Source organism: Streptomyces rectiviolaceus, from assembly GCF_039533825.1.
GTDB lineage: Bacteria > Actinomycetota > Actinomycetes > Streptomycetales > Streptomycetaceae > Streptomyces > Streptomyces rectiviolaceus.
Genome location: NZ_BAAAUG010000091.1, coordinates 16,488 through 37,811, shown reverse-complemented (window position 1 = coordinate 37,811; position 21,324 = coordinate 16,488). Strand labels below are relative to the sequence as shown.

At 67.0% G+C, this 21,324-nt stretch carries 21 protein-coding genes and 2 pseudogenes; 11 read left to right on the top strand and 12 right to left on the bottom strand.

Annotation, left to right across the window (positions count from 1 at the left end; translation table 11 throughout):
- Positions 1-196: 196 nt before the first annotated feature.
- Positions 197-1,240 (bottom strand): helix-turn-helix domain-containing protein, encoded by a 1,044-nt coding sequence (locus ABD378_RS25475; protein ID WP_344524130.1) that lies wholly within the window; start codon positions 1,238-1,240, stop codon positions 197-199.
- A 188-nt stretch (positions 1,241-1,428) separates the two neighbouring features.
- Here ABD378_RS25475 and ABD378_RS25470 point away from each other — a divergent pair, with 188 nt between their 5' ends.
- Both ABD378_RS25470 and ABD378_RS25465 read left to right on the top strand, forming a co-directional pair.
- Entirely contained in the window at positions 1,429-1,884 is a 456-nt protein-coding gene (locus ABD378_RS25470) for a hypothetical protein (RefSeq protein WP_344524128.1), read from the top strand.
- Positions 1,885-2,066: 182 nt separating this feature from the next.
- On the top strand, positions 2,067-2,462 hold the full coding sequence (locus ABD378_RS25465) for a hypothetical protein (protein ID WP_344524126.1): 396 nt from the start codon (positions 2,067-2,069) through the stop codon (positions 2,460-2,462).
- A 52-nt stretch (positions 2,463-2,514) separates the two neighbouring features.
- On the opposite strand, the gene ABD378_RS25460 is transcribed toward ABD378_RS25465, so the two are convergent.
- The 4 genes from ABD378_RS25460 to ABD378_RS25445 all read right to left on the bottom strand — a co-directional run bounded on the left by ABD378_RS25460 (position 2,515) and on the right by ABD378_RS25445 (position 7,348).
- Positions 2,515-3,222, bottom strand: a complete 708-nt coding sequence (locus ABD378_RS25460) for a VWA domain-containing protein (RefSeq protein WP_344524124.1) — start codon at positions 3,220-3,222, stop codon at positions 2,515-2,517.
- 79 nt (positions 3,223-3,301) lie between these two features.
- Positions 3,302-3,595 (bottom strand): putative quinol monooxygenase, encoded by a 294-nt coding sequence (locus ABD378_RS25455; RefSeq protein WP_344524122.1) that lies wholly within the window; start codon positions 3,593-3,595, stop codon positions 3,302-3,304.
- Between the two features lie 35 nt (positions 3,596-3,630).
- The gene (locus tag ABD378_RS25450; protein WP_344524120.1) at positions 3,631-6,192 is read right to left on the bottom strand and encodes a GH32 C-terminal domain-containing protein; all 2,562 of its coding nucleotides are present in this window, start codon (positions 6,190-6,192) and stop codon (positions 3,631-3,633) included.
- A 181-nt stretch (positions 6,193-6,373) separates the two neighbouring features.
- A complete protein-coding gene (locus ABD378_RS25445; protein ID WP_344524118.1) occupies positions 6,374-7,348 on the bottom strand; it encodes a carbohydrate kinase family protein in 975 nt (324 codons plus the stop codon).
- A gap of 289 nt (positions 7,349-7,637) precedes the next feature.
- On the opposite strand from ABD378_RS25445, the gene ABD378_RS25440 reads away from it, so the two are divergent.
- The 4 genes from ABD378_RS25440 to ABD378_RS25425 all read left to right on the top strand — a co-directional run bounded on the left by ABD378_RS25440 (position 7,638) and on the right by ABD378_RS25425 (position 11,761).
- On the top strand, positions 7,638-8,660 hold the full coding sequence (locus tag ABD378_RS25440; protein ID WP_344524116.1) for a sugar ABC transporter substrate-binding protein: 1,023 nt from the start codon (positions 7,638-7,640) through the stop codon (positions 8,658-8,660).
- Positions 8,661-8,807: 147 nt separating this feature from the next.
- Positions 8,808-9,821, top strand: a complete 1,014-nt coding sequence (locus ABD378_RS25435) for an ABC transporter permease (protein ID WP_344524114.1) — start codon at positions 8,808-8,810, stop codon at positions 9,819-9,821.
- Positions 9,818-10,657, top strand: a complete 840-nt coding sequence (locus ABD378_RS25430) for an ATP-binding cassette domain-containing protein (protein WP_344524112.1) — start codon at positions 9,818-9,820, stop codon at positions 10,655-10,657. Before ABD378_RS25435 ends, ABD378_RS25430 begins: the two co-directional genes overlap by 4 nt.
- Before the next feature lie 75 nt (positions 10,658-10,732).
- Positions 10,733-11,761, top strand: a complete 1,029-nt coding sequence (locus tag ABD378_RS25425) for a LacI family DNA-binding transcriptional regulator (protein ID WP_344524110.1) — start codon at positions 10,733-10,735, stop codon at positions 11,759-11,761.
- A gap of 366 nt (positions 11,762-12,127) precedes the next feature.
- On the opposite strand, the gene ABD378_RS25420 is transcribed toward ABD378_RS25425, so the two are convergent.
- Entirely contained in the window at positions 12,128-13,177 is a 1,050-nt protein-coding gene (locus tag ABD378_RS25420) for a zinc-binding dehydrogenase (RefSeq protein WP_344524108.1), read from the bottom strand.
- Positions 13,178-13,269: 92 nt separating this feature from the next.
- Here ABD378_RS25420 and ABD378_RS25415 point away from each other — a divergent pair, with 92 nt between their 5' ends.
- Positions 13,270-13,878 carry a TetR/AcrR family transcriptional regulator gene (locus ABD378_RS25415; protein WP_344524106.1) on the top strand — a complete coding sequence of 203 codons (609 nt, stop codon included), beginning with the start codon at positions 13,270-13,272 and terminating at the stop codon, positions 13,876-13,878.
- Positions 13,818-14,033 (top strand): annotated as a pseudogene (locus ABD378_RS25410) (amidohydrolase family protein); the annotation flags it as partial. The gene ABD378_RS25415 and the pseudogene ABD378_RS25410, both read left to right, overlap by 61 nt.
- 70 nt (positions 14,034-14,103) lie before the next feature.
- Here the strand turns inward: ABD378_RS25410 and ABD378_RS25405 are convergent.
- On the bottom strand, positions 14,104-14,976 hold the full coding sequence (locus ABD378_RS25405; RefSeq protein WP_344524104.1) for a helix-turn-helix transcriptional regulator: 873 nt from the start codon (positions 14,974-14,976) through the stop codon (positions 14,104-14,106).
- A gap of 68 nt (positions 14,977-15,044) precedes the next feature.
- Here ABD378_RS25405 and ABD378_RS25400 point away from each other — a divergent pair, with 68 nt between their 5' ends.
- The 3 genes and pseudogenes from ABD378_RS25400 (at position 15,045) to ABD378_RS25390 (ending at position 16,513) form a co-directional block, all read left to right on the top strand.
- Positions 15,045-15,329, top strand: coding sequence for an Atu4866 domain-containing protein (locus tag ABD378_RS25400; protein ID WP_344524102.1), 285 nt, complete (start codon positions 15,045-15,047; stop codon positions 15,327-15,329).
- Positions 15,310-15,583: pseudogene (locus ABD378_RS25395) on the top strand (SDR family NAD(P)-dependent oxidoreductase); the annotation flags it as partial. The gene ABD378_RS25400 and the pseudogene ABD378_RS25395, both read left to right, overlap by 20 nt.
- Positions 15,584-15,736: 153 nt before the next feature.
- Entirely contained in the window at positions 15,737-16,513 is a 777-nt protein-coding gene (locus ABD378_RS25390) for an SDR family NAD(P)-dependent oxidoreductase (RefSeq protein ID WP_344524231.1), read from the top strand.
- A 252-nt stretch (positions 16,514-16,765) separates the two neighbouring features.
- Here the strand turns inward: ABD378_RS25390 and ABD378_RS25385 are convergent, their stop codons facing one another.
- The 5 genes from ABD378_RS25385 to ABD378_RS25365 all read right to left on the bottom strand — a co-directional run bounded on the left by ABD378_RS25385 (position 16,766) and on the right by ABD378_RS25365 (position 21,061).
- Complete coding sequence (locus ABD378_RS25385) at positions 16,766-17,971, bottom strand: acyl-CoA dehydrogenase family protein (RefSeq protein ID WP_344524100.1); 1,206 nt, start codon at positions 17,969-17,971, stop codon at positions 16,766-16,768.
- Between the two features lie 15 nt (positions 17,972-17,986).
- Positions 17,987-19,024, bottom strand: coding sequence for a methyltransferase (locus ABD378_RS25380; RefSeq protein WP_344524098.1), 1,038 nt, complete (start codon positions 19,022-19,024; stop codon positions 17,987-17,989).
- A gap of 3 nt (positions 19,025-19,027) precedes the next feature.
- Complete coding sequence (locus ABD378_RS25375; RefSeq protein WP_344524096.1) at positions 19,028-19,732, bottom strand: hypothetical protein; 705 nt, start codon at positions 19,730-19,732, stop codon at positions 19,028-19,030.
- A gap of 41 nt (positions 19,733-19,773) precedes the next feature.
- On the bottom strand, positions 19,774-20,433 hold the full coding sequence (locus ABD378_RS25370; protein ID WP_344524094.1) for an iron-containing redox enzyme family protein: 660 nt from the start codon (positions 20,431-20,433) through the stop codon (positions 19,774-19,776).
- Between the two features lie 136 nt (positions 20,434-20,569).
- Positions 20,570-21,061 carry a PaaI family thioesterase gene (locus ABD378_RS25365; RefSeq protein WP_344524092.1) on the bottom strand — a complete coding sequence of 164 codons (492 nt, stop codon included), beginning with the start codon at positions 21,059-21,061 and terminating at the stop codon, positions 20,570-20,572.
- Positions 21,062-21,324 lie beyond the last annotated feature (263 nt).

Sequence of the window (21,324 nt, the reverse complement as noted above, 5' to 3'; positions counted from 1 at the left end):
CCACCGGGGAACGAACGGACTTCGGGGGACGAGCGGACACAGGACCTCCAGGGCAGGCTCGAACCAGGGCGCGAGCGAGATCAACAGCGCTGTGTGCTGCGCAAGTTGCGGTGCATCCTGCCACCGACCAGGGCTCTTGTCCTGCCCTCGGGATTGCGTATGGGTAACACACTCGATCTCCACTGCATCACCTCCCCTATGTGAGCGGCCACTTACTCTGTGTCAGCTTCCGAGTCGACGCCGAGGAGCGTCGAGTACTGCAATGGGCTTCTTCCAGGAGTCCTGCCGCATGCGCTGTCCGCTGGTACAACACGTAGCGCCCGTCTCTGGCCTTGGTGACGAGGCGTGCGCGGTGCAGGGCGCTGAGGTGGTAGGAGACGGTGCCCGGGGTATATCCGGTTCGGGCGGCGAGTTCCGCGGTGGACCGGGCGGTTTCGAGGTCCGCAAGCAAGGCCGCTCGGGCGTTGCCGACCACTTGCGCGATCTTTCCGGACCTGCGATCCCGGTCGGCTCCGATCCGCTGGGCGGGGTAGTAGAAGACGAATTGCCCGGGGGTGTCGACCTGGATGATGACGGCGGGCCGGCTGAGCACGCTGGGGGTGAGCACCAGGTCCCGGCCGACGACATCGATTTCGGCGTCCCACGGCTTGGCGAGGGTGATCGCGTCGCCTGCCCAGGCCATGTCGGGGTGGAGTGCTCCGAGCGTCCGGCCGACGCCGTGGGTGGCGATGGCTGTCGCGCGGTGGGCGATGTCCTGATGGATGATCGAGCGCAGTTCGGGCCAGCCCTCGGCCAAGGTATCGCGCCAGAACCGGGCGAGACCGTTGGCCAGATGGCGCTGCATCTGCCCCGACTCCGCGATCCGGCGGGTGGTGGCAAGGAGCGGCCTGTTCCAGTGGGTCCGGGTGTGGGTGAAGACCTGGGTTTCGAGGTCGTCCTGCGCTACGGCCTCGATTTGCGCGATCTGCTCGTCGATCAGGTCGCGGCGCTGTGCGTCCGTTCCTGGCTGAGGGGTGAGCAGGTCAGGTCTGTAGGTGTCGCCGTTTTGCGGCAACAGGTCTACGAGCAGGGCAACGTCGGGATGGGCAAGTGATGCTCGGGCGAGTGGTCCAGGATCCCCGAAGACCGGATGCCGTCCCGACGCGGCGGTGAGTTTCAGCCACGCCATGCATTCCGAAGCAGGGGAAGGCGCCAACCGTGTCCTGGACACGGTATTGGCGTCTACACGCAGGGTGAGCACCGCCCGACGCTAGCAGTCGTCGCGATGGATTTGAACGGGCTCGAATGCTTTCCGGCGTGAGGTCCCCGCGTGGTGGAGTCGTGTTGCCGAACAACGGCAGCAACGTTCACTGCCGGATCTGAGGCGGTCGCCTCCGCACGACGGTGAGGTTGCGCATCCGGCACTCGAGGAACCTGGGAGTGGTTGTCATGGTGAGGTTGAAGGACGCATCGAAGGTGAAGAGCCGCACGAGGAAGGTCGGCGTGGCCGTGACCGCAGCCGCGTCGGTTGCCGGGATGGCCTTCGCGGCGACACCCGCGACCGCCGCCGTCGCCGCCGCCGCCGCCGACATCTCGATTGAGTATGGGGCGAGCTACTACAAAGGCACGGCCAGCTGGTCCAACCGGTCGGTCGGCATCGACGCATCGTTCAAGGCCAGCAATTGTCGGCGGGTCTACGCGCGGGCGTTCGCCGGTAGCACCTCACTGGACTTCAAGAGCAGCAGCACTTGGTGCAATCGATCCGGGCCGGCGGACTTCACCCTTGCCGCGAACGTCGTCGGTGGGTCCGACAACATCTGGGTCTACATGACCGACGAAAACCAGAACTACCTCAAGGGACAGACCTGTTACCGCGCCGGCTACTGCATCGACGGCCTGCACTAGTACTGCAGCGGTCTTTGTGGTGATTGTTTGTCAGCTGAGGGTCATGTGGCGGTGCCGGCCGGGACAGCGGCGAACGGACCGCGACTTTGCCGAACCGGTTCGCCACCGCCCAGTTTCACTTCAACCGGTTGGTGCCGCACGCGACTGCGGTCGGGCCCTGTAGTCCCCATCCTGGAGATCGCATGAAGACTCATCTCAGCGCCGCCCTCGGTTCCATCGTGCTGACCGCGGGCGCCTTGCTGGGGGCTCCCGCCGCCGGCGCGCAGCCAGCCCCCTACCCGAGCACCCATTTCGACCTCACGATCGGTGCCAGCTCCGTCCGCGGCACCCTGACTTGGCGCGACCGGTCGGTCGGGGCCGCTGGAACACACCGGGCCGTCGGCTGCAACAGGTTGTCGTTCAGCACGTACGGTCCTTCTGGCAACGAACTGGGCACTTGGAGCAGCGGCACTCGGTGCAACGTGACATACCAGTTCAATACCGCGCTCCCTGCGGACGTGCCCGGCGGGGCGGCGTCCGTCAGCATCTGCCTTGATGCGAACACTGCACTCAAGTGCGAGTGGTACAACCGGCCCTGACCCACCCGACCGGCCGGACGCAAGACCCTCAGCACCATGTGGAGAGCACTGCTCACCCCAGCGCCCGCCGACGGGACTCTCTCGCCCAGCGTGCATAGGGCTTGATCATCGCAAACTGCTGGAGCGTGTCGAGCCCGGCCGATATGTCCATGTTCCATGAGTCGTTGTAATGCGCGTTCGTGATCCTCGGGCGTTCCCGGCGTACATCGTCCAAGCGGTTCAGCACCGACCAGGACATCTCTTCCGGCTGGGCGAGGAACTGCCAGAACAGCGGTTTGCCCGACGCCTTCTCCAACTGCTGGGCGACACGCCTGTCCTCACCCTCCAGCGACTCCACGTGGAAGAGCACAAGGACCGGTACGCGGGAGGTCCCATATTCCTTCCGCAGCACCTCCATCGCGTCGGCGACACTGCCGCCTTTGAACAACCCGTACTCCCGCACCGAACGGGCCAGCGGATTGCCGCTCTCCCTGGATTCGCTGAATACGGGGCTCCTCGCCAAGACTGCCCAGTCCGCGATCCACGTCTCGAGGGAGCCGCTCTGGATCGCAGGGAGGCGGTGGCAGTCGGCCCCGTAGATCCAGACGTCCGGCAGGCTCGAATCCAAGGCTTCCGCGATGCGTACTGCTCGACGCACCGTTCGTCGGATTCGCTCCCCCTCGAACGGACCCCGGTGATGCCCGGACAACACCAAGACGACCTTGGACTGCCCTTTCCTCAGACGGCTGGCCCGAGCCGCCAAGCTCATCGGTATCCCCACCCCCGGAGGCTAGCTCGTCAGCCGGCAGCACGGCCAGACGCACGTCAATGCACCAAATGAGAGGTCTACTAAGTGCCGTTCACGTCACCGGATCGAGGAAAGTCAGCACCGAGGCGTCCTCCTCGATCAGCGGGGCGAGTGCGGTGTTGAACGGGCCGCCGTAGGGGGCCTTCAGATGCGTCTGGAAGGCGTCCTCGTCCTGGTACATCTCGAAGATCCAGTAGGCACGCGGGCTTGTCGCCTTGGTGTAGATGTCAAAGGCGAGGTTGCCTTCTTCCTCGCGCACCTTCTTGGCGTAGTCAAGGAGCAGGCGGGCGACCTCCTCCTTTGCGCCGTCGCGGGCGGTGAACTCGGCGAGCAGGGTCTTGTTCACTGTGTGGTGTCCTTCGTGGTCGAAGACGGTCGGGGTCAGTCGCGGTACGAGTTGAGGTGCCAGACACGGGCCCGGTCCAGCTTCACCGAGCCGTTCTCGGCGAAGACCTGTACGCCCTGGCTGTCGGGGTCGGGGAAGATCTGGTCGGTGATCACTGCCTCGCCGCTGCCGCCGAAGACCTCGACGGACGACCAGTCGACGAGGATCCGCAGCTTCACCTTGCCGTTCTTGGCTTTCAGGGGTGCTCTCTGGACACCGGGGAAGGCGTCGCTGAAGTCCACGGCACCGGAGTTGGTGCGGTCGACGTACAGCTCCTGCGTCGTGGTGTCGTAGCCGATGACGGTCTCCCCGCCGTCGGCGCCGGTGCGTACCTTCAGGCCGAAGCGTTCGGCGTCCTTGAGGGAGAAGGTCGCCTCGATGTCGAGTGCCTTGCCCTTGGCCGCGGGACCGGTCAGGGTCTTCGAGGTGCTCTTGACGGTGATGCCGTCCGCCGTCGCCGGGCGCTCCCGCCGCAGCGACGCCAGGCTGTCGACCGGCTCGCTGGTCAGCTGGATTCGGCCGTTGACGGTGCGCAGGGCCATCTGCCGGGGGACGCTCTGCGCGCCGCGCCAGGGAGCGGTGGGGATGGAGCCGCCATACTCCCAGTTGTTCATCCAGCCGATCATGTGGCGCTTGTCGCCCGGCGCGTTCTCCCAGGACACCGCCGCGTAGTAGTCCTTGCCGTAGTCGGCCCAGTCGGCGCGCTGCACAACGGACTTGGCGGGGGCGTCGGCGGTGGTGAACCGGTCGGCCAAGAGGTGGCCCATGCCCGCGGTGTTCATGTCGACGAGTTGAATCCGCGCCTCCTTGCCCGCGTAGGGGCGCATGTCGAAGGAGGCCCAGTCCAAGGTCTCACTGTTGGAGCCGGTGGCGCTTTGGACGACCTTGCCGTCGACGACCAGGTTGACGGACGTTTCCTGGGAGACGGGCCGGGCCTTGGTGTCGGACAGCATGATGTGGTCGACGTTGAGGTGCCCCCAGCCGCCGGTGTGGTCGTCGACGATCTTGATCCGCGCCTTCTTGCCGACGAGGTCTTTGACGTCCCAGGAAGCCCAGTTGAGCGCCTCGCCGTCCTTTCCGGTCGTGCTGTGCACCACCTTGCCGTCGACGAGGAGTTCGACGGCGGTGGGGTTCTCGGAGCCGGCCGGGTGGTTGCCGCCGCCGACGAGGAAGTTGACGTAGTCCTTGTCGATGGTGAATTCGGGCGAGGTGAGCGTGCCTGTGGTGGAGTCGCCGTCACGGAAGGTGTTGACCAGGCCGCCGCCCAGGAATCCTGAGACTTCCTGCTGGCCGGGGAGGGTGCCGGTGGCCGGTGTTGAGCCGAAGGCGTCGCCGGTCGTCGTCCAGTCGCCGTAGCTGCCGCCTTCGAAGTCGGCGAGGACCGTGCCCGTGGGCGGGTCTCCCTGCTCTAGGACCGTCCCGGGTTTGTGCGGGTGCCGTCCGCCGCCGACCTTGAAGTTCAGGTACTTGCTGTCGACGGTGAACTCGGGCGAGGTGAGGATGCCGGTGGCTCCGTCACCGCCGTGGAAGCTGTTGGCGAGGCCCGTGCCGTCGTAGCCGGTGACCTTCCCCTGTCCTGCCACCGCCCCGGCGGCCGGTTTGTCGCCGAACGCGGTGCCGGTGGTCGTCCACTTGCCGAAGTCCGTGCCCTCGAAGTCCTGCGTCACCGTGCCGGCCGGCGGGGTGTACGAGCCCTTGTCGTCGGCGGTGAACTTCTTGCCGTCGAAGTCGCCGACGAAGTACTGAGCGGCCGAACCTCCGGCGATGCCACCGGGGTTGATGTTGACGACCAGGACCCACTTGGTTCTCTTCTTGTCGCCGTCGACCGGGAGGGGGAACAGGTCGGGGCACTCCCACACTCCGCCGGTCGCGCCGGCCGGTCCGAAATCGCTGAGCAGCTTCCAGTCCTTGAGGTTCTTGGACGAGTAGAACTGCACCTTGTGCTCGGTGGACAGCGATACCGTCATCAGCCAGCTCTTGGTCGGCGCGTGCCACTGGACCTTGGGGTCGCGGAACTCCTTGGAGCCGAGGTCGATGACGGGATTGCCCTTGTACTTGGTCCAGGTGCGGCCGCGGTCGGTGCTGTAGGCGAGCGACTGCGCCTGTATGCCCGTGTCCTTGTAGGCGCTGGTGTAGATCGCCACCATGGGCGGGTTCTTCTTGGTGCCGAACCCGGTCGTGTTGTCCCAGTCGATGACCGCGCTGCCGGAGAACACCGCTTCCTTGTCGTCGTGCGACAGGGCGAGCGGCAGTTCCTTCCAGCGTACGAGGTCCTTGCTCACCGCGTGGCCCCAGGACATGTCGCCCCACGAGTTGCCGTTGGGGTTGTACTGGTAGAAGAGGTGGTACTCGCCCTTGTAGTACACGAGGCCGTTGGGGTCGTTCATCCAGTTCTTCTCCGGGGTGAAGTGGAACTGGGGCCGGTAGGTCTCGGAGTACGGCGAGGTGTCGGCAGCCGTGGCCTGAGGGGCCAACGGGGCTGCGGCCAGGGCACAGACGGTTGCCACCGCCGCGATCATCCGGGTTGGGGCATGCCGGGGTACTCGTCCAGAGCTCATGGTGTCTCCTGTGCTGCGGTCGTCCACACAGCGGTGCATGATGCCCGGGGCGGACCGACCGAGAAGGGCGTCATCGTTGACTTGTGTCATCGATGACATCGAGTGGGGCGATGATGGACGCAGTCCGGCCGCCGCGTCAACGGTTCGGCCGCGATGTCGCGCTCCGCGATCCGTCGGTGCGTCAGGCGCGCTCAGCTGTGGCGAGCTGCTCCAACTGACTCCCCAACTGGCTCTGCCACGGCGGGTTGGGACCGGCGACCGAGCAGGTCAGGGCCGCTGTCCGAGCGGCGAAGACGCACGCTTCCGCTACGTCGTCGAGGCCAAGTTCCGTCAGCCGGCCACCGAGGAACCCGCGGGTGCCGAGGTGGTGCAGCAGTCCTGCCGTGAAGGAGTCCCCCGCCCCGACGGTGTCGACCACGCTCGTCCGCACGGCGGGCACCTTCAGCCGTTCGCCGTCGAGTGAGGCCAAGGCGCCGTCGGCACCGCGTGTGATCACGACGAGCCGGGCACCGGCCGCATGCCAGGTGTCGCATGCCTGCTCGGGCGGGGTGCCCGGCAGCAGCAGTTCCAGGTCGTCCTCGCTCAGCCGCAGCACATCGGCGAGGGCGCACCAGTGCGCCAACCGGGCACGATAGACGTGGGGTTGTACGAGAAGTGGCCGGACATTGGGGTCGATGCTGATGGTCGCCCGGGTGGCCGCAGCCGCCAGGAAGTCCTCGACCGCTGCCGCACCGGGCTCCTGGACCAGGGCCAGGGAACCGGTGTGCACGCAGGCGGTTTCGGACAGATCGACCCGGGCCAACTCCTCGGCCGTCCACTGCCAGTCGGCCGTGTTCTGCGCATGGAAGGAGAACGCGGCCTGACCCTGGGCGTCCAACTCCGCCACGGCGAGCGTGCTGGGCTCCTCGGCCGGGACGGAGCTCGACAGGTCCACCCCCGATGCCTCCAGGTGGGCACGGAACAAGCGGCCGAACACATCGCCGGACAGGCGCGCGAGGAAGCGGGCCGGGGTACCGAGGCGGGCCAGCGAAACCGCCGTATTCGCAGGTCCGCCGCCCGGCAGTACACGCAGGGCGAGTTCACTGGGAGTGCTTGCGGGTTCGGTGAACGCGTCCGCGACGCACTCTCCCAGGACGGTGATCTGACGCGGGCTCATGGACTGCTCTTCTCTGACGGGCGTGTGGGCGAAGCTGACGCATACGTGGGCGAAGCTGGCGGATACGTGGGCGAAGCGGACGTCGTCGCGCACCCGTCGAGCACTGCAAGTGAGGGGCGACTGCGGGAGTTTGCCGATTTGTGACGGGTGCAAGGCATTGACGTTTCCCGGAGGCGGAGTCCATCATCCTCGCCATGAAGTGTCAACGATGACATAAGTCAACGATGACACTCCGGCGGCATGCCTGACCTCCAACCCCGTGCCGCTCGCCATCCCACAGGAGTCGACCATGCCTCGCACCACTCGTCTGCCCTCCTCGCTCCTCCGAGTCGCCGCCCTCACGGGCATCGCGGCCCTCACCCTGACGGCCTGCGGTTCCGGCTCCGGATCGAGTTCCACCAGCGCCGGTTCAGGCAAAGTCAAGGTCGGTCTGATCACCAAGACGGACACCAACCCGTTCTTCGTGAAGATGAAGGAGGGTGCGGAGAAGGCCGCCAAGGAGAATGGCGCCCAACTGTCCACCGCCGCAGGCAAGTTCGACGGTGACAACGCCGGTCAGGTCACCGCCATCGAGAACATGGTCGCCTCCGGCGTGAAGGGCATCCTGATCACCCCGAGCGACTCCAAGGCCATCGTGCCCGCGATCGCCAAGGCCCGCGCCAAGGGCGTCCTGGTCATCGCCCTGGACACCCCGACCGAGCCGCAGAGCGCTGTCGACGCCCTCTTCGCCACCGACAACCTCGATGCCGGCAAGCGGATCGGCCAGTACTCCAAGGCCGCCATGAAGGGCAAGACGGCGAAGATAGCCACCCTCGACCTCGCGCCGGGCGTCTCCGTGGGCGTGCAGCGGCACAAGGGATTCCTCCAGGGCTTCGGCATCGGCGCCAAGGACAAGTCGATCGTCTGCTCGCAGGACACCGGCGGCGACCAGGCCAAGGGCCAGACCGCGATGGAGAACTGTCTCCAGAAGGACCCGGACATCAACCTCGTCTACACCATCAACGAACCGGCCGCGCTGGGCGCGTACACGGCACTCAAGGCGAAGGGCCGGGAGAAGGACGTCCTGATCGTCTCCGTCGACGGTGGCTGCACCGGCACCCGGGCGGTCAAGGACGGCAAGATCGCCGCTACGTCCCAGCAGTACCCGCTGAAGATGGCCTCCCAGGGCGTCGAGGCGGTCGTGACGTACGCCAAGAACGGCAAGAAGGCGTCCGGTTACACCGACACGGGCATCAACCTGATCACCGACAAGGCGCAGGCCAAGGTCACGTCCAAGGACACCGCGTTCGGCCTGGACGGCTGCTGGGGCTGAGCCGGCCCCAGGACCGTACGACTCCGCCTCTCCCTCTCAGCGGGGTGGCCGTCCCTTCCTCCCCGACCGGGGGACGGCCGCCCGCTTGTCCTCTTGTCCCTCCGGCCAGGACGGACAACGACCTCTGTCTTCCGACAAGGACTTCGCATGACAGCCACGACCACACCCCCGGACACGTCCTCGCCGTACGCCGGGCTCAAAGCGCCGACCACGGCCCGCAGACTGCTCACGGCACCGACCACCGGCCCCCTGGTCGCCCTCCTCCTGGCCTGTGCCTTCTTCTCCATCTCGAACGACCAGTTCCTCACCGGCGGGAACTTCTCACTGATCGTGCAGCAGGTCATGGTCGTCGGCACCCTCGCCATCGGCCAGACCCTGATCATCCTCACGGCGGGCATCGACCTGTCGTGCGGTGCCGTGATGGCGTTCGGCAGCATCGTGATCGCCAAGATGGCGGCCGAGGGCTCCCTGCCCCCGCTCCTCGCCATCGCGCTCGGCATAGCCGTCTGCGGCGGATTCGGGCTGCTCAACGGGCTGTTGGTGCAGAAGATCCCGCTGCCTCCTTTCATCGTCACCCTCGGCATGCTCAACGTGGCGTTCGCCCTGACCCACATCTACTCCGAGGAGCAGACGGTCAGCAGCCTGCCCGGCCCGCTGACCGCCCTCGGGCAGACCTTCCCGCTCGGCAACACCGACATCACCTACGGCTCCCTGGTCACCATCGCCCTGTTCCTCTTCCTCGCGTACGCGCTGAGCAGCACCAGTTGGGGCCGGCACGTGTACGCGCGGGGCAACAGCCCGGAAGCGGCGCGCCTGAACGGCATCCGCACCTCCCGTCTGACCATCGGCATCTACACCGTGGCAGGCCTCCTGTACGGCGTCGCGGCCCTGCTGCTCATCTCCCGCACCGGAGTGGGCGATCCGCAGGCCGGCCAGACCGACAACCTCGACAGCATCACCGCAGTGGTCCTCGGCGGCACCAGCCTCTTCGGCGGACGCGGATCGGTCCTTGGCACATTCATCGGCGTCCTCATCGTCGGTGTGTTCCGCAACGGCCTGCAACTGATGGGCGTCGCCTCCACCTACCAGACGCTGATCACCGGGGTCCTGGTGATTCTCGCGGTGACCGTCGACCAGATCTCCCGGAAGAAGAACCGATGACCCCCGCCGCCTCCTCCCCCGTCCCCGTGCTGCAGGCCCGCGGTCTGGTCAAGCGCTACGGCCAGGTCACCGCGATCGACGGCGCCGACTTCGACCTGATGCCCGGCGAGGTGCTCGCCGTCATCGGCGACAACGGCGCCGGCAAGACCAGCCTGATCAAGGCGCTCACCGGCGCGGTGATTCCCGACGCGGGCGAGATACGCCTCAACGGCAAGCCCATCGCCTTCTCCGGCCCGCAGAGCGCACGCGCCCACGGCATCGAGACCGTCTATCAGGACCTCGCCGTGGCCGCCTCCATGGACATCGCATCGAACATGTTCCTCGGGCGCGAACTCCGCCTCCCCGGCGTCCTCGGCAGTGTCTTCCGGATGCTGGACAAGAAGCGCATGCGCCAGGAAGCCGCCGAGCACATGGCCGACCTGAAGATCGGTCTGCGCTCGCTCACGCAGTCGGTCGAGACCCTCTCCGGCGGACAGCGGCAGGCTGTCGCGGTCGCCCGTTCCGTCGCCTGGGCCAGCAGCGTCGTCGTCATGGACGAACCCACCGCGGCCCTCGGCGTCAAGGAGTCCGGCCAAGTCCTCGACCTCATCCGCCGCGTTCGCGACAAGGGCATGCCGGTGGTCCTGATCAGCCACAACATGCCGCACGTCTTCGAGATCGCCGACCGGATCCACGTCCACCGCCTTGGCCGGCGCGCAGCGGTGATCAAGCCCGCCGACTACTCCATGGCGGAGGTCGTCGCCATCATGACCGGCGCGCTCACACTCGATGCCTCCGGGGATACTGTCGTAGCGGATTCCGAGGCGGCAAAGGCCGCGGGAGTCCAGGCCAACTGACCAGACAACTAAAACGCTCACAGGTTCCGGCCGAGGCCGCGGCCGGAACCGACGTGCAAGGGGGCCATCTTCTCCATGGCAGCGAACCGCCGCCCGACCCTGGCAGACGTCGCCCGTGAAGTGGGCGTCAGCGCCAAGACCGTCTCCCGTGTCCTCAACGCGGACGGCCCCGCCTCGGCACAGACCAGGGAACAGGTACTCGCCGCCGTCACCAAACTCGGCTTCCAGCCGAACCTGATGGCCCGCAACATCCGAGTCGGCGGACCCGACACCACTGTCGGCCTTGTCATCCCCGACCTCGCCAACCCGTTCTTCGGAGCCGTCGCAAGGAGTATCGAGGACACCGTCCGAGACCGCGGCCTGACCCTTCTCATGGGCTCCTCCGCCGACGACCCCGACCGCGAGCGCGCGCTGACGGACAAGTTCCTCGCCCGCCGCGTCAGCGTTCTGATGGTCGTGCCGTCGGTCGGCGCCGGCCACGCCCATCTGAAGACCCACCGTGCGACGGGCCTGCCGATCGTCTTCATCGACCGCCCGGGGGCAGGCCTGGCCACGGACAGCGTCGTCAGCTCCAACCGCACGGGCGCTCACGACGGCGTCGCCCATCTCATCGCCCACGGCCACCGGCGCATCGGCTTCGTCGGTGACCTTCCCGCCAAGCTCTACACCCGCCGTGAACGTCTGGCGGGCTACCGCTCAGCCCTGCAGGAAGCCGATATCCCCTACGACCGCTCGCTCGTCGTCAACGCCCACGATCAGCAAGGGGCCGAAGCGGTGGCCGGCCAATTGCTCGACGGGGCCGAGCCCCCCACGGCCCTGTTCGCCGGCAACAACATCATGGCGCTGGGGATCGTCGCTGAACTCGCCCGGAGCGGACGCAAACACGTGGCGGTCGTCGCCTTCGACGACGTATCGCTGGCTGATGCCCTTGAACCGGCCCTGACCGTCGTCGCCCAGGACCCGGAAGAAATCGGCAGAACAGCAGCCGTGACGGCCCTGGCCCGGCTCGACGGCGACCGCTCCCGCGCTCGCACCGTCACCGTTCCCACCCGATTGATCGTCCGCGGATCGGGCGAGCAGTCCGTGGCGGCGGCCCGCACCTGAACGTCACCCTGGCGAGATTTCCGATGACGGAGATCACCACGGGGCACAGCCGGGTGGGCGTCCGGGGCTTGTCCCAGGGCTTGCGCCGGTCGGTGGCGAGTGGGGCGGCGAGGCGGAGTTGGATGTGCGCACCCCTGCCGAACGCGCGGCCGGTTCAGCCTGCCAGCCGTTGGAGCCATTCGCGCAGCAGAGCCGTCTCCGTGTCTCGCAGAGGTACCCCGGCGCCCTCAGCCGTGGGCCCGGTGACGCCGACGGCCATCGACGAGATCCTGCCTCAGGGCGGCTCCGGTCCGGTCCGCTCAGCTCAGTGCAGACGGGGGCGCGGCGGTCCGCTGATGGCTGCGCCCGTGATCCGTCGGATGGAACTCAGGGGCGCATGACGATCTTTCCCACGTGCCCCCTGCGGGAGAGTTCTTCCTGCGCCTGAGCGGCCTGGTCGAGTGGGAAGGTCGCGGCGATGACAGGTTGCACCTCGCCCCGACGCGCCAGGTCCATGAGGAGATCGAAGTGTGTGGGCGTGTGCATCGCAGACCCGATGACCTGGGCGTTGTGCAGGTAGAGACGGCGCACATCGAAGGTCACGTCGTAGCCGCCGAGTGCGCCGGCGATGACCCACCGGCCCCCTTCGCGCAGCAGCGGCAGCCCCTCACTCACCAACTCGCCGGCCACGACATCGAGTGCGACGTCGACGCCCTCCGGGGCGGCAGCGCGGATCTGTTCGGCGATGTCTCCTGCGCGGTCGATGACTTCGTGCGCGCCTGCTTCGCGCACCGCGTCGATCTTGGGTGCGCTGCTGATGGCGAGCACCCTCGCGCCGCGCGCACGGGCGATCTGCACCAGCGCGACGCCGACGCCGCCGGACGCTCCCGAGACCAGGGCGGTTTCCCCCTTGCGCAGTCGGCCTCGCTCGATCATGCCCAGCGCCGTGCCGTAAGCGGTCGGCAACGTCGCGAGCTGCTCGTCGGTGAGCGGAGATTCCGTCACGTCGTGCACACGCTTCGCCGACGCCGTCACGTACTCGGCGTATCCGCCATCGCGTTCGCTCCCCATCAGGCCCACCGGGTTGGCGTCCGACCCGTCGGTGTCGTAGATCGCGGGATCGACGACCACTCGGCGTCCTACGAGGTCCTCCGTTACGCCGGGCCCGACGGCCACGACCTGTCCGGCCACGTCGGCGCCCTGGATGCGCGGGAAGTCGATCGGGCCCCGCCAACCCGACAGTGCCTTCGGGTCGTCCGGACGGCCATAGGCGCCCTCGCGGGTCCACAGGTCGGTGTTGTTCAGTGCTACCGCGCCGACGCGGACCAGCACCTCCCCTGCCTGAGGGGCGGGGACGGCGACCTCCGTCAGCTCAAGGACCTCCGGTCCACCGTGCCTGGTGATGCGCACCGCTTGCATGGAATCGGACACAGCCATCGTTTGAACCTCCTCAGGTATACTGATCTGTGAACCTCATCCACCGTACACCGCTCTGTGAAGGGAGGCCCGTCGTGCAGGAAGGGCGACCTATGACGCCGGCCGGCCGCCGCATCGTGGCGGCCGCCGCGGAGTTGTTCTACAACCGCGGCATCACAGCGGTCGGTGTGGATCTGATCGCCGAGTACTCAGGCGTGACCAAGCGGACCCTGTACAACCAGTTCGGTTCGAAAGACCACCTCGTGACGGCCTATCTCACGGAACGCGACCAGCGCTGGCGGTCACTCGTCCGCGCCGCCGTTGATGCCGCCGACACTCCGGCCGAAGCCGTAACCGCACCCTTCGAGACCCTGCGGACCTGGAGCGAGACCAACACCCGCGGATGTGCCTTCATCAACGCGCTGGCCGAACTCCCGGACCCCTCACATCCCGCATACCGCATCGCCGCGAACCAGAAGCTCTGGCTGCTGAACCTGTTCAAGGAACTCGCCGCCACAGCGGGCTGCTCGCACCCGGCCACCCTCGCCACCCGACTCCTCGTGCTGCACGAGGGCGCTGTCGCCACGCAGCACCTCTCGCTCGACACCCTTCCGGAGAGCGCTGACCTGGCACGAGTCCTGGTCCAAGCCAGCGCATCGCCTCGCCCAAAAGAGCGGCAGCCTTCGTGCCCCGACTGCTCGGCCGTGGCTCCGACTTCATAAGGTTCATGATCGACGACGGCAGCGTGGAGGGGCACCCCGGGCTGCCCGCACTCGGCCAGGCCACCGTGAACGCCGGGGTGGCCGAAGCCAAGAAGTACGGCGCTCTCACCGTGGCCCACGCGCTGACCGTGAACGCCACCAGGATGGCCGCCGAACACTGAGCGCCTTGGCGATCGCCACCTTGCCCTTGCCGGTCCGGCAGGGCCGACCCGCCGCGAAGCCGACCTATCGCCGCCTGTCTCCGCGTTCCGTCGGCTGGTCAGCGGTGGGGCCGGCGCGCCGCGTGGCGTGGATGGAACCGAGCAGATTGAGGGACTGGGCGCTGGGGCTGCCTGGTTCGGCGTGGTAGATGACGAGTTGTTGGCCGGGCGTCTCGCGTACGTCGAATGCCTGGTAGGTGAGGGTGAGGGGGCCGACGTCCGGGTGGAGGAAGTGTTTGGCGTCCTGGGTCTTGCCGCGCACGGTGTGGGAGCTCCAGAGGCGGGTGAAGTCCGCGCTGTGTTCAGTGAGGGTGCGGACGAGTTCGCGCAGCCGTGGGTTGTCCGGGTCGAATCCGGTTGCCTCGCGAAGGTTGGCGACAGTGGCCTGTGCTGCCCGGTCCCAGTCGGTGTAGAAGTTGCGGCCCGCAGGGTCTAGGAAGGTCATGCGGGCCAGGTTGTCCGCCGGTTCGAACGGGGCGTAGAGGGCATCGGCCAGGGCGTTGACGGCGAGGAGGTCCAGGGTGCGGCTCATGACGAACGCTGGAGTGTTCGGGTAGCCGTCCATCAGCTGTCGCAGCGCCGGGCTGACCCGCTCGGCGGCGTGGACGGAGGGCCGGTCGTTCGGCGTGGCCCCGGCCATCCGGTACAGGTGCGCGCGGGCGTCCGCGTCGAGGTGCAGTGCGCGGCTGAGTGCGTCGATCACCTGGGGTGAGGGGTTGTGTTCGCGGCCTTGTTCGAGGCGGGTGTAGTAGTCGGCGTTCACTCCGGCCAGGACGGCGACCTCTTCGCGGCGCAGTCCGGCCACTCTGCGGGCTCCGTAGCTCGTCATGCCGACGTCCTGCGGCTGCAGGCCGGCGCGGCGTGCTCGCAGGAAGTCTCCCAGGTGGTTGTCGTCCATGGATTCAGGCTAGGCGGCGGCCCGGTGCACTGCCTGGGTGTGGCACGTCCAGGCAGCAAGCGTCCTGGTTGGTGGCCGCTGATCTGCCCAGACTCTGTCAGGAGCTGCTGCCGGACGGCCGTCATGCGGAGGCCCGCGGCGAGCGGCGCTGCGCGTACACCGGCCGATACACGGTGACCGGCAGCCACCTGAATTACATCGACGACACCGGGTTCACCGCCACGGGCGACATCCGGGAGCGCCTGGTCGCCGGAAGGCGAATCCGCTGTGGGCGGACCCATAAGTCCCCCCACAGCAGTGAGCCAGCATCAACGAGAAGCAAGGACCATATCCATGACAGGACAACGACTTGACGGCAAGGTCGCGCTGATCACGGGCGCGACCGGCGGCCTCGGCACAGCGACCGCCGGACTCTTCGCCCGCGAAGGCGCCCGGCCTCGATGTCTCCTCCGCGCGGGAGTGGGACGACGTGATCACCCTCGTGCGCGACCGGTTTGCCACGCCGGACGTGCTCGTGAACCTCGCCGGCATCGTGGACTGGCCCGGTACCGAGGACACGCGGGAAGAGGGGTGGGACCGCGTCACCAACGTGAACCAGAAAGGCACGTCACCGGCTCGGAGCTGGTGGTCGACGGCGGCCTCACCGCGCACTGAAACCGCGCACTTGACCCACCTGACTCGTTCACCGCGCCACTGCGCAGCACGCCAGGTGCCCCGCACCGGCGCCTGCCCTCACACTCACCTCTCCAGGGACCACACCATGACACCTGCAACTGCGTCCGCCGAAGCATCCGAGTCCACCGAGTTCGCCGGGAAGACCGCCCTCGTCACCGGGGCCGCGCGTGGCGTAGGCAAGGAGACCGTGGCGCTCCTCCATGCCCGCGGCGCCCGCGTCGTCGCCGTCGACCTACGCCCCGACATCACGACTCTGCCGGACGAGTTTCCCGGCGTACTCGCTGTGCGCGGCGACATCACGCGAGAAGAGACCGCCGCCCACGCGGTGCAATCGGCCCTGGACGCCTTCGGAGGACTGGACATCCTGGTGAACAACGCCGGACGCACCCTGAACAAGCCCATCACCGAAACCACCGCCGAGGACTGGGACGCCGTGATGGCGGTCAACGCCCGCGGCGCCTTCTTCTGCACCCGCGAAGCCTTCCGGGCCATGAAGGACCGCGGCGGCGGCGCCATCGTCAGTACCGGCTCCTATGCCGGCACCGTCGCCCTGCCCGAAGGCGTCGCCTACAGCGCGTCGAAGGGCGCTCTGGCCCAACTGACCAAGGTGCTCGCCGTCGAGGGCGGGCCGCTGGGCATCCGCGCCAACCTCGTTGCCGCAGGCGTCATCGAGACCGATTTCCTCGACACGATCCGCCCCGACAGCCGCTCATACCTGGCGTCCTTCGCCGAGGCGCAGCCCCTGGGCCGAGTCGCGCAGCCCGAAGAGATCGCCGAGGTCCTGTGCTTCCTGGCTTCACCACGCTCCAGCTTCATCACAGGAGCCGTGGTCGCCGCTGACGGCGGCTTCACCGCGGTATAGCGCCGCACCATGGCCGCCCCTGCACGCGCTGCGCGCCTTCTACGAGGCTGACCCCGACATGTCCCGCTCCATCGCCGACGTCGATCAGCCGGCGGGGCACAGTCGCGGTCCTTGAGGAACGACCCCACCCCACGGGCGAGCTGACCCCGATGCTGACCACTTGCTGACCTGAGTGCCCCCATCACGCCTCTGACCGGCACAAATGCCCAGACGCTAGGTCAAGGGCCATGCCCATGGCCTACAACGAGTGCCTCAGATCAGTCCCTCGGCGGTGAGCGGGTTCCTGGTCAGGGCGCGGTCGACGCCCAGCCACAGAGCGCCGGCCATTTCCATGATCTTGGGCTGGCCCATGATGTGCTGGCTGATCGTCGTGAGATCACGCAGGTGCCGCTCGACGGGGCACTTGCGGTAGATCGACGCGCTGCCGACGACGTCCGCCAGGAGTCGCACGCCGTCGCGACAGCTCCTGATGGTGTGCATGTGCGCGCCGACGAGGGCCGCCCGCAAGCGCAGTGACGGTACGTCCCCCTCCTCAAGGACCGACCAGAGTTCCCCGAGGACGCTGTACACGTAGCTGCGCGCCGAGCCCACCATGGCATGGGCCTGGGCGAGGCCGGCCCGCACCCGTGGGTCCTCCTTGGCGGGGCGCATCTCGGGCAGGGTGAGTTTGGTGGCCAGGATCTCCTCGACGTCCCGCAATGCGGCACGGGCGATGCCGAGCGGCACCCCGGGGACGTTCGCGAAGAACATGCCCGTCCAGCCGTAGAGGACACCATCGCGGCGGCGTTCGCGCAGGTCACGGAAGCGGAAGGTCTGCTCGGCCGGGACGAACGTTCCCTCGGTCCGGTAGTCGTGACTGCCGCTGCCCGCAAGACCGGTGGTGTCCCAGGTGTCGAGAATCTCGAACTCCTCGGCCGGGAGCATGGCCACACGTGTCTCCGGCCGCCCTTCCTCGGTCAGCGCCGGCTCGCCGTTCTCGTACACGACGGCGCCGCCGATGATCACGTCCGCGTGCGTGCACCCGCTGCCGAACTGCCATCGGCCCTCCAGCCGATAGCCGCCGTCGATCCGGTGCAGCTTCCCCGCCGGCACGATCCAGCCGGCCGTGATCGCGTCGAGGTTGGGATACAGCTTGCGGCCCACCTCGTCGTCGAGCGCGGAGGTGTAGAACCCTCCGTCGGACCCGATCATGGCGCACCAGCCGGCCGCGCCGTCGGCTGCCGACAGTTCCTCCACGATCTCGGTCTGCGTGCAGATGTCGACCTCCGGGCCGCCCCACGCCCGGGGCATCGGCATGCGGAAGACGCCGGTCGAGCGCAGTGCGTCGACGGCCCGGTCCGTGAGCCGGCGGCCTTGCTCGCTCGCCGCGGCCTCCTCGCGCAACACCGGTGCGACAGCACGGGCATTGGCCAGGATCGCCTGGCCGTCCAGGGAGTTGGAGCCAGATACCAGAGCCATGATCGACACCTTCTGTCAGGCCGGAGCAGCTTCTATGACACGAAAGTCGGAGCCGGGAACGGTCGCCGCGCGGGTCAGCTTGAAGCCGGCGTCTTCGAGCAGGCGTCGGAACTGGCCTTCCGTACGCTCCCGACCGCCGGTGGCAGCCATCATGTGAAGGTCGAGCAGGAGCGCGGTGGCGTCGCTCCGGCTTCCAGGGGTGACCTGTTCCGGCAGCGCGCGCTCCAGGATGTACACCCGTCCGTCGTCGGAGACGGCGGCTCGGATGTTGCGGAGGATGGTGGTGCATTCCTCGTCGTTCCAGTCATGCAGGATCTGCTTCAGGAGATAGGCGTCGCAGTCGGCGGGCACCGAGCGGAAGAAGTCTCCGCTCTCCGTGCGGCCCCGGGCGGCGACACCGGCGTCGGAGAGTGTGCCGGACGCGATCTTCAGCCCGGACGGCACGTCGTAGACGACGCCCTCCAGGTCGGGGTGGGCCCGCAGGACGTGCGCCATGAGCGTGCCGTCGCCGCCGCCGACGTCGACCACGGTCCGGCACCGGGAGAGATCGACGGCCGCCAGGATTCCCGGCACCAGATCGCGCGTGTTCTCGGACATGGCCAGGTTGAATGTCGCCGACGCTTCTGGATGGCTCGCGTAGTACTCGTCCCACCCGACGCCGTGAGCCAGCCTCCAGGGCGTTGTCCCTGTCTGTATGCCGGGCACCAACTCCCCCCAGCTGCGCCAGACTTCGGGTCCGCACATGGTGATCATCAGGCCTTTGACCGAGTCGGGTGCGTCGGTCCTGAGCGGTTGTCCGAGTTCCGCGAGCCCGAAGAGATCGTCCCTGATCGGGTTCACCACTCCCAGGGCCGCGAGGGCCAGCAACAGCCGGTGCAGGGAGGGCGCGTGCGATCCGGTCCGCTCGGCCAGTTCGTCGGTGGTCCGCGGCCCTTCGGCCAGCAGATCGGGAATCCCCAACTCGGCTGCGGAGCATATTGATTTCGCGGCCATGGCCTGCACGACAAATCCCAGGAGGCGGGTCTGTGCGGGCGGCTGCCGATCGCTTGGCACAGTTCAGCTCCCCATTGCCTCGGCCGCGCACAGCTTCAGTTCATCCACATCCGCTGCGATTCCCCGCATGGTGACCTTTCTGTGGAAGTAGTGGTAGCTACGGGAGATCGCGTAGTCGATGTGCTCCTTGCTGTCCGTCATGAAATACGTGACGAAGTCGTGCACGTCCTCGTCCCCCAGTACATGAAAGGGGGTGTGGCGGACGGGGATCGTGCCGAAGTCCGTGAACAACGGCAGGATTTCGTACCTGATGAGGCCGGCGACGAAGTCGTACCCCTTCACATGCGACAGGAGCGCGCAGTTTCTCATGATGATCCCCAGCAGGAGATCGCCCTTGTAGGACTGCTCGACAGCCACATTGTTCACTTCAAGTATCTTTTTTCCGCGGCCTCCGGGGATCGTGCGGTGAAATGCCGATTCGGGGGCTGCGGGCGTCAGTCTGAAGATGGCTACGAGCTGACCGCGGAAGGTGACTTTGTAGCACTCGGACGACGCCCTCGGAAGGAAGTCCTCGCTGAAGAGTCCGAGCGGCTTGAGGGCCCCTCTCAGGAAATCGCCGTACTCCTGGAGCTCGTGTACGTTCGCGATTTCGGAGGTCTGGTACTTGCGCACTTCCCGGAGGACATGGTCATCCCTCGGTGAAGCGACGTACGTGATGGGTGAGTCCATGTCCTGATTCGCCAGAACGTCATCGTCGGTGAGCTGCAAGACCCCTCCAAGGTCATTACTACGCCGGGGATCCGCCAGTACTACGCCGCTGCGAGCACATCCTTGAACATCTGGCTGTAGTAATGAATCGTCATCCTCCGCCCCTGGATCACCTCGTCAAGATCGGATTCCTTGATGAGGAGGTTGTCGACGGCGTCCTTGACTTCCTCGATGTGTTTCGCGTCGAATCCGGCGTGGCTGTGGATGAACGTCACCTGATTGGACTTCAGCCCGTAGGTGTCCTTGAGGATTTCAGCCATCGCACCGCCCAGTTCGGCACCGAGCCCTTCGGTGAGACTGGCCACCCCGAGGATTCCGAGAGGGCTGCCGTAGGTCGCCATGTAGTAGTTCTGCGAGACGAGTCCCCAGGAGCCGGGCTTCGGCGGTACCGCGAGTACCGCATCGGGGTCCTCACCGAGCGCCCTGAGGTCCTTGATGCAGAAGAGGTCGTGGTTGTTCTCCTCCTGGACCTGCTCGAAGAACCAGTCCCGCAGCTTGCGGTAGTCGTCCTCGAGCCTGGCGCCGGCCAGGGACAGCATCCGGGAGGTGTGCCGCACCATGTGGTACGTCTCCCGCAGGTAGCTGACGTAGTGCTCCGGCTTCATCTTCCCGCCGACCACGAGTTCGATCAGCGGGTTCTGCTCGATTTCTGCCTTGAAGTCGTTCTCCGTCGCAGCGAGGAGTTTCTCGAAGTTGGTCATGAGCAGCATGCCTTTCGTCGGGAAGCCGGGCGCACGGGAGTTGAACCAAAGGTCACGCACCGGAGAGCGGGCCGGCGGTCGTTCGCCCGCCGACCCGGCCCCCGGACGAACGTCCTCAGGCCGACCGGAAATCGAATTACTTCTTCACGCCGTCCGGGAAGGGGAAGAGGCGGAAACTGCCGACGGAGCGGGCGAGTACGTTCCCCTCCGGGTCCGTGAGCCTGCCCTCGAGGAAGGCGGATCTTCCGCTCATCGACGTGATACGGCCCTCGCCGAAAACCTCACCGGGGAGAACCGGCCTGATGAAGTCGGTGGTCATGGAGATGGTGACCGGAAGGAACTCCGCCTCGGTCAGGCCGACGACGGCCGATCCCATGCACTCGTCCAACATGGCCGAGATAAAGCCGCCATGAACCGTTCCACCAGGGTTGGTGAAGTTCTTGGCCGCGGTGAAGGAGAGGTGGATGGACTGTGACTCTTTGTCGAGTGACAGCAGAGTCCAATTGATCATCTCGGCCACGGGTGGCCGAGGGCCGAGGCGGTCATAGACCGTTTCGTCTCTGAGGTCTGTTGACAAGTTCGGGACGCTTCCCTTCTCGTCGCCCTCACCGTCGGAGTACGCGATCAACTAGCCGATGCCGACGGTGCGTGGGGGCGGGATACCGCAGCTGGCGGCATTCATGGTTGGCCGTGGCCAAAGATCGTGTCAAGAGCGATCCGAACCAAATTTCGCCCAGGGAAGCAGACCTGCTGATGACAGCATCGAAACAATTCAAGCCGGTAGTTCGGTGGCAGACGGGCCTGCCCCGCGGCGGCGCATGGAGTGGACAACGAAGCTTCCCTGTAATGGCTTTGGCCAGCTTCACCGCTGTTCCGGACACGCCTCGGTTG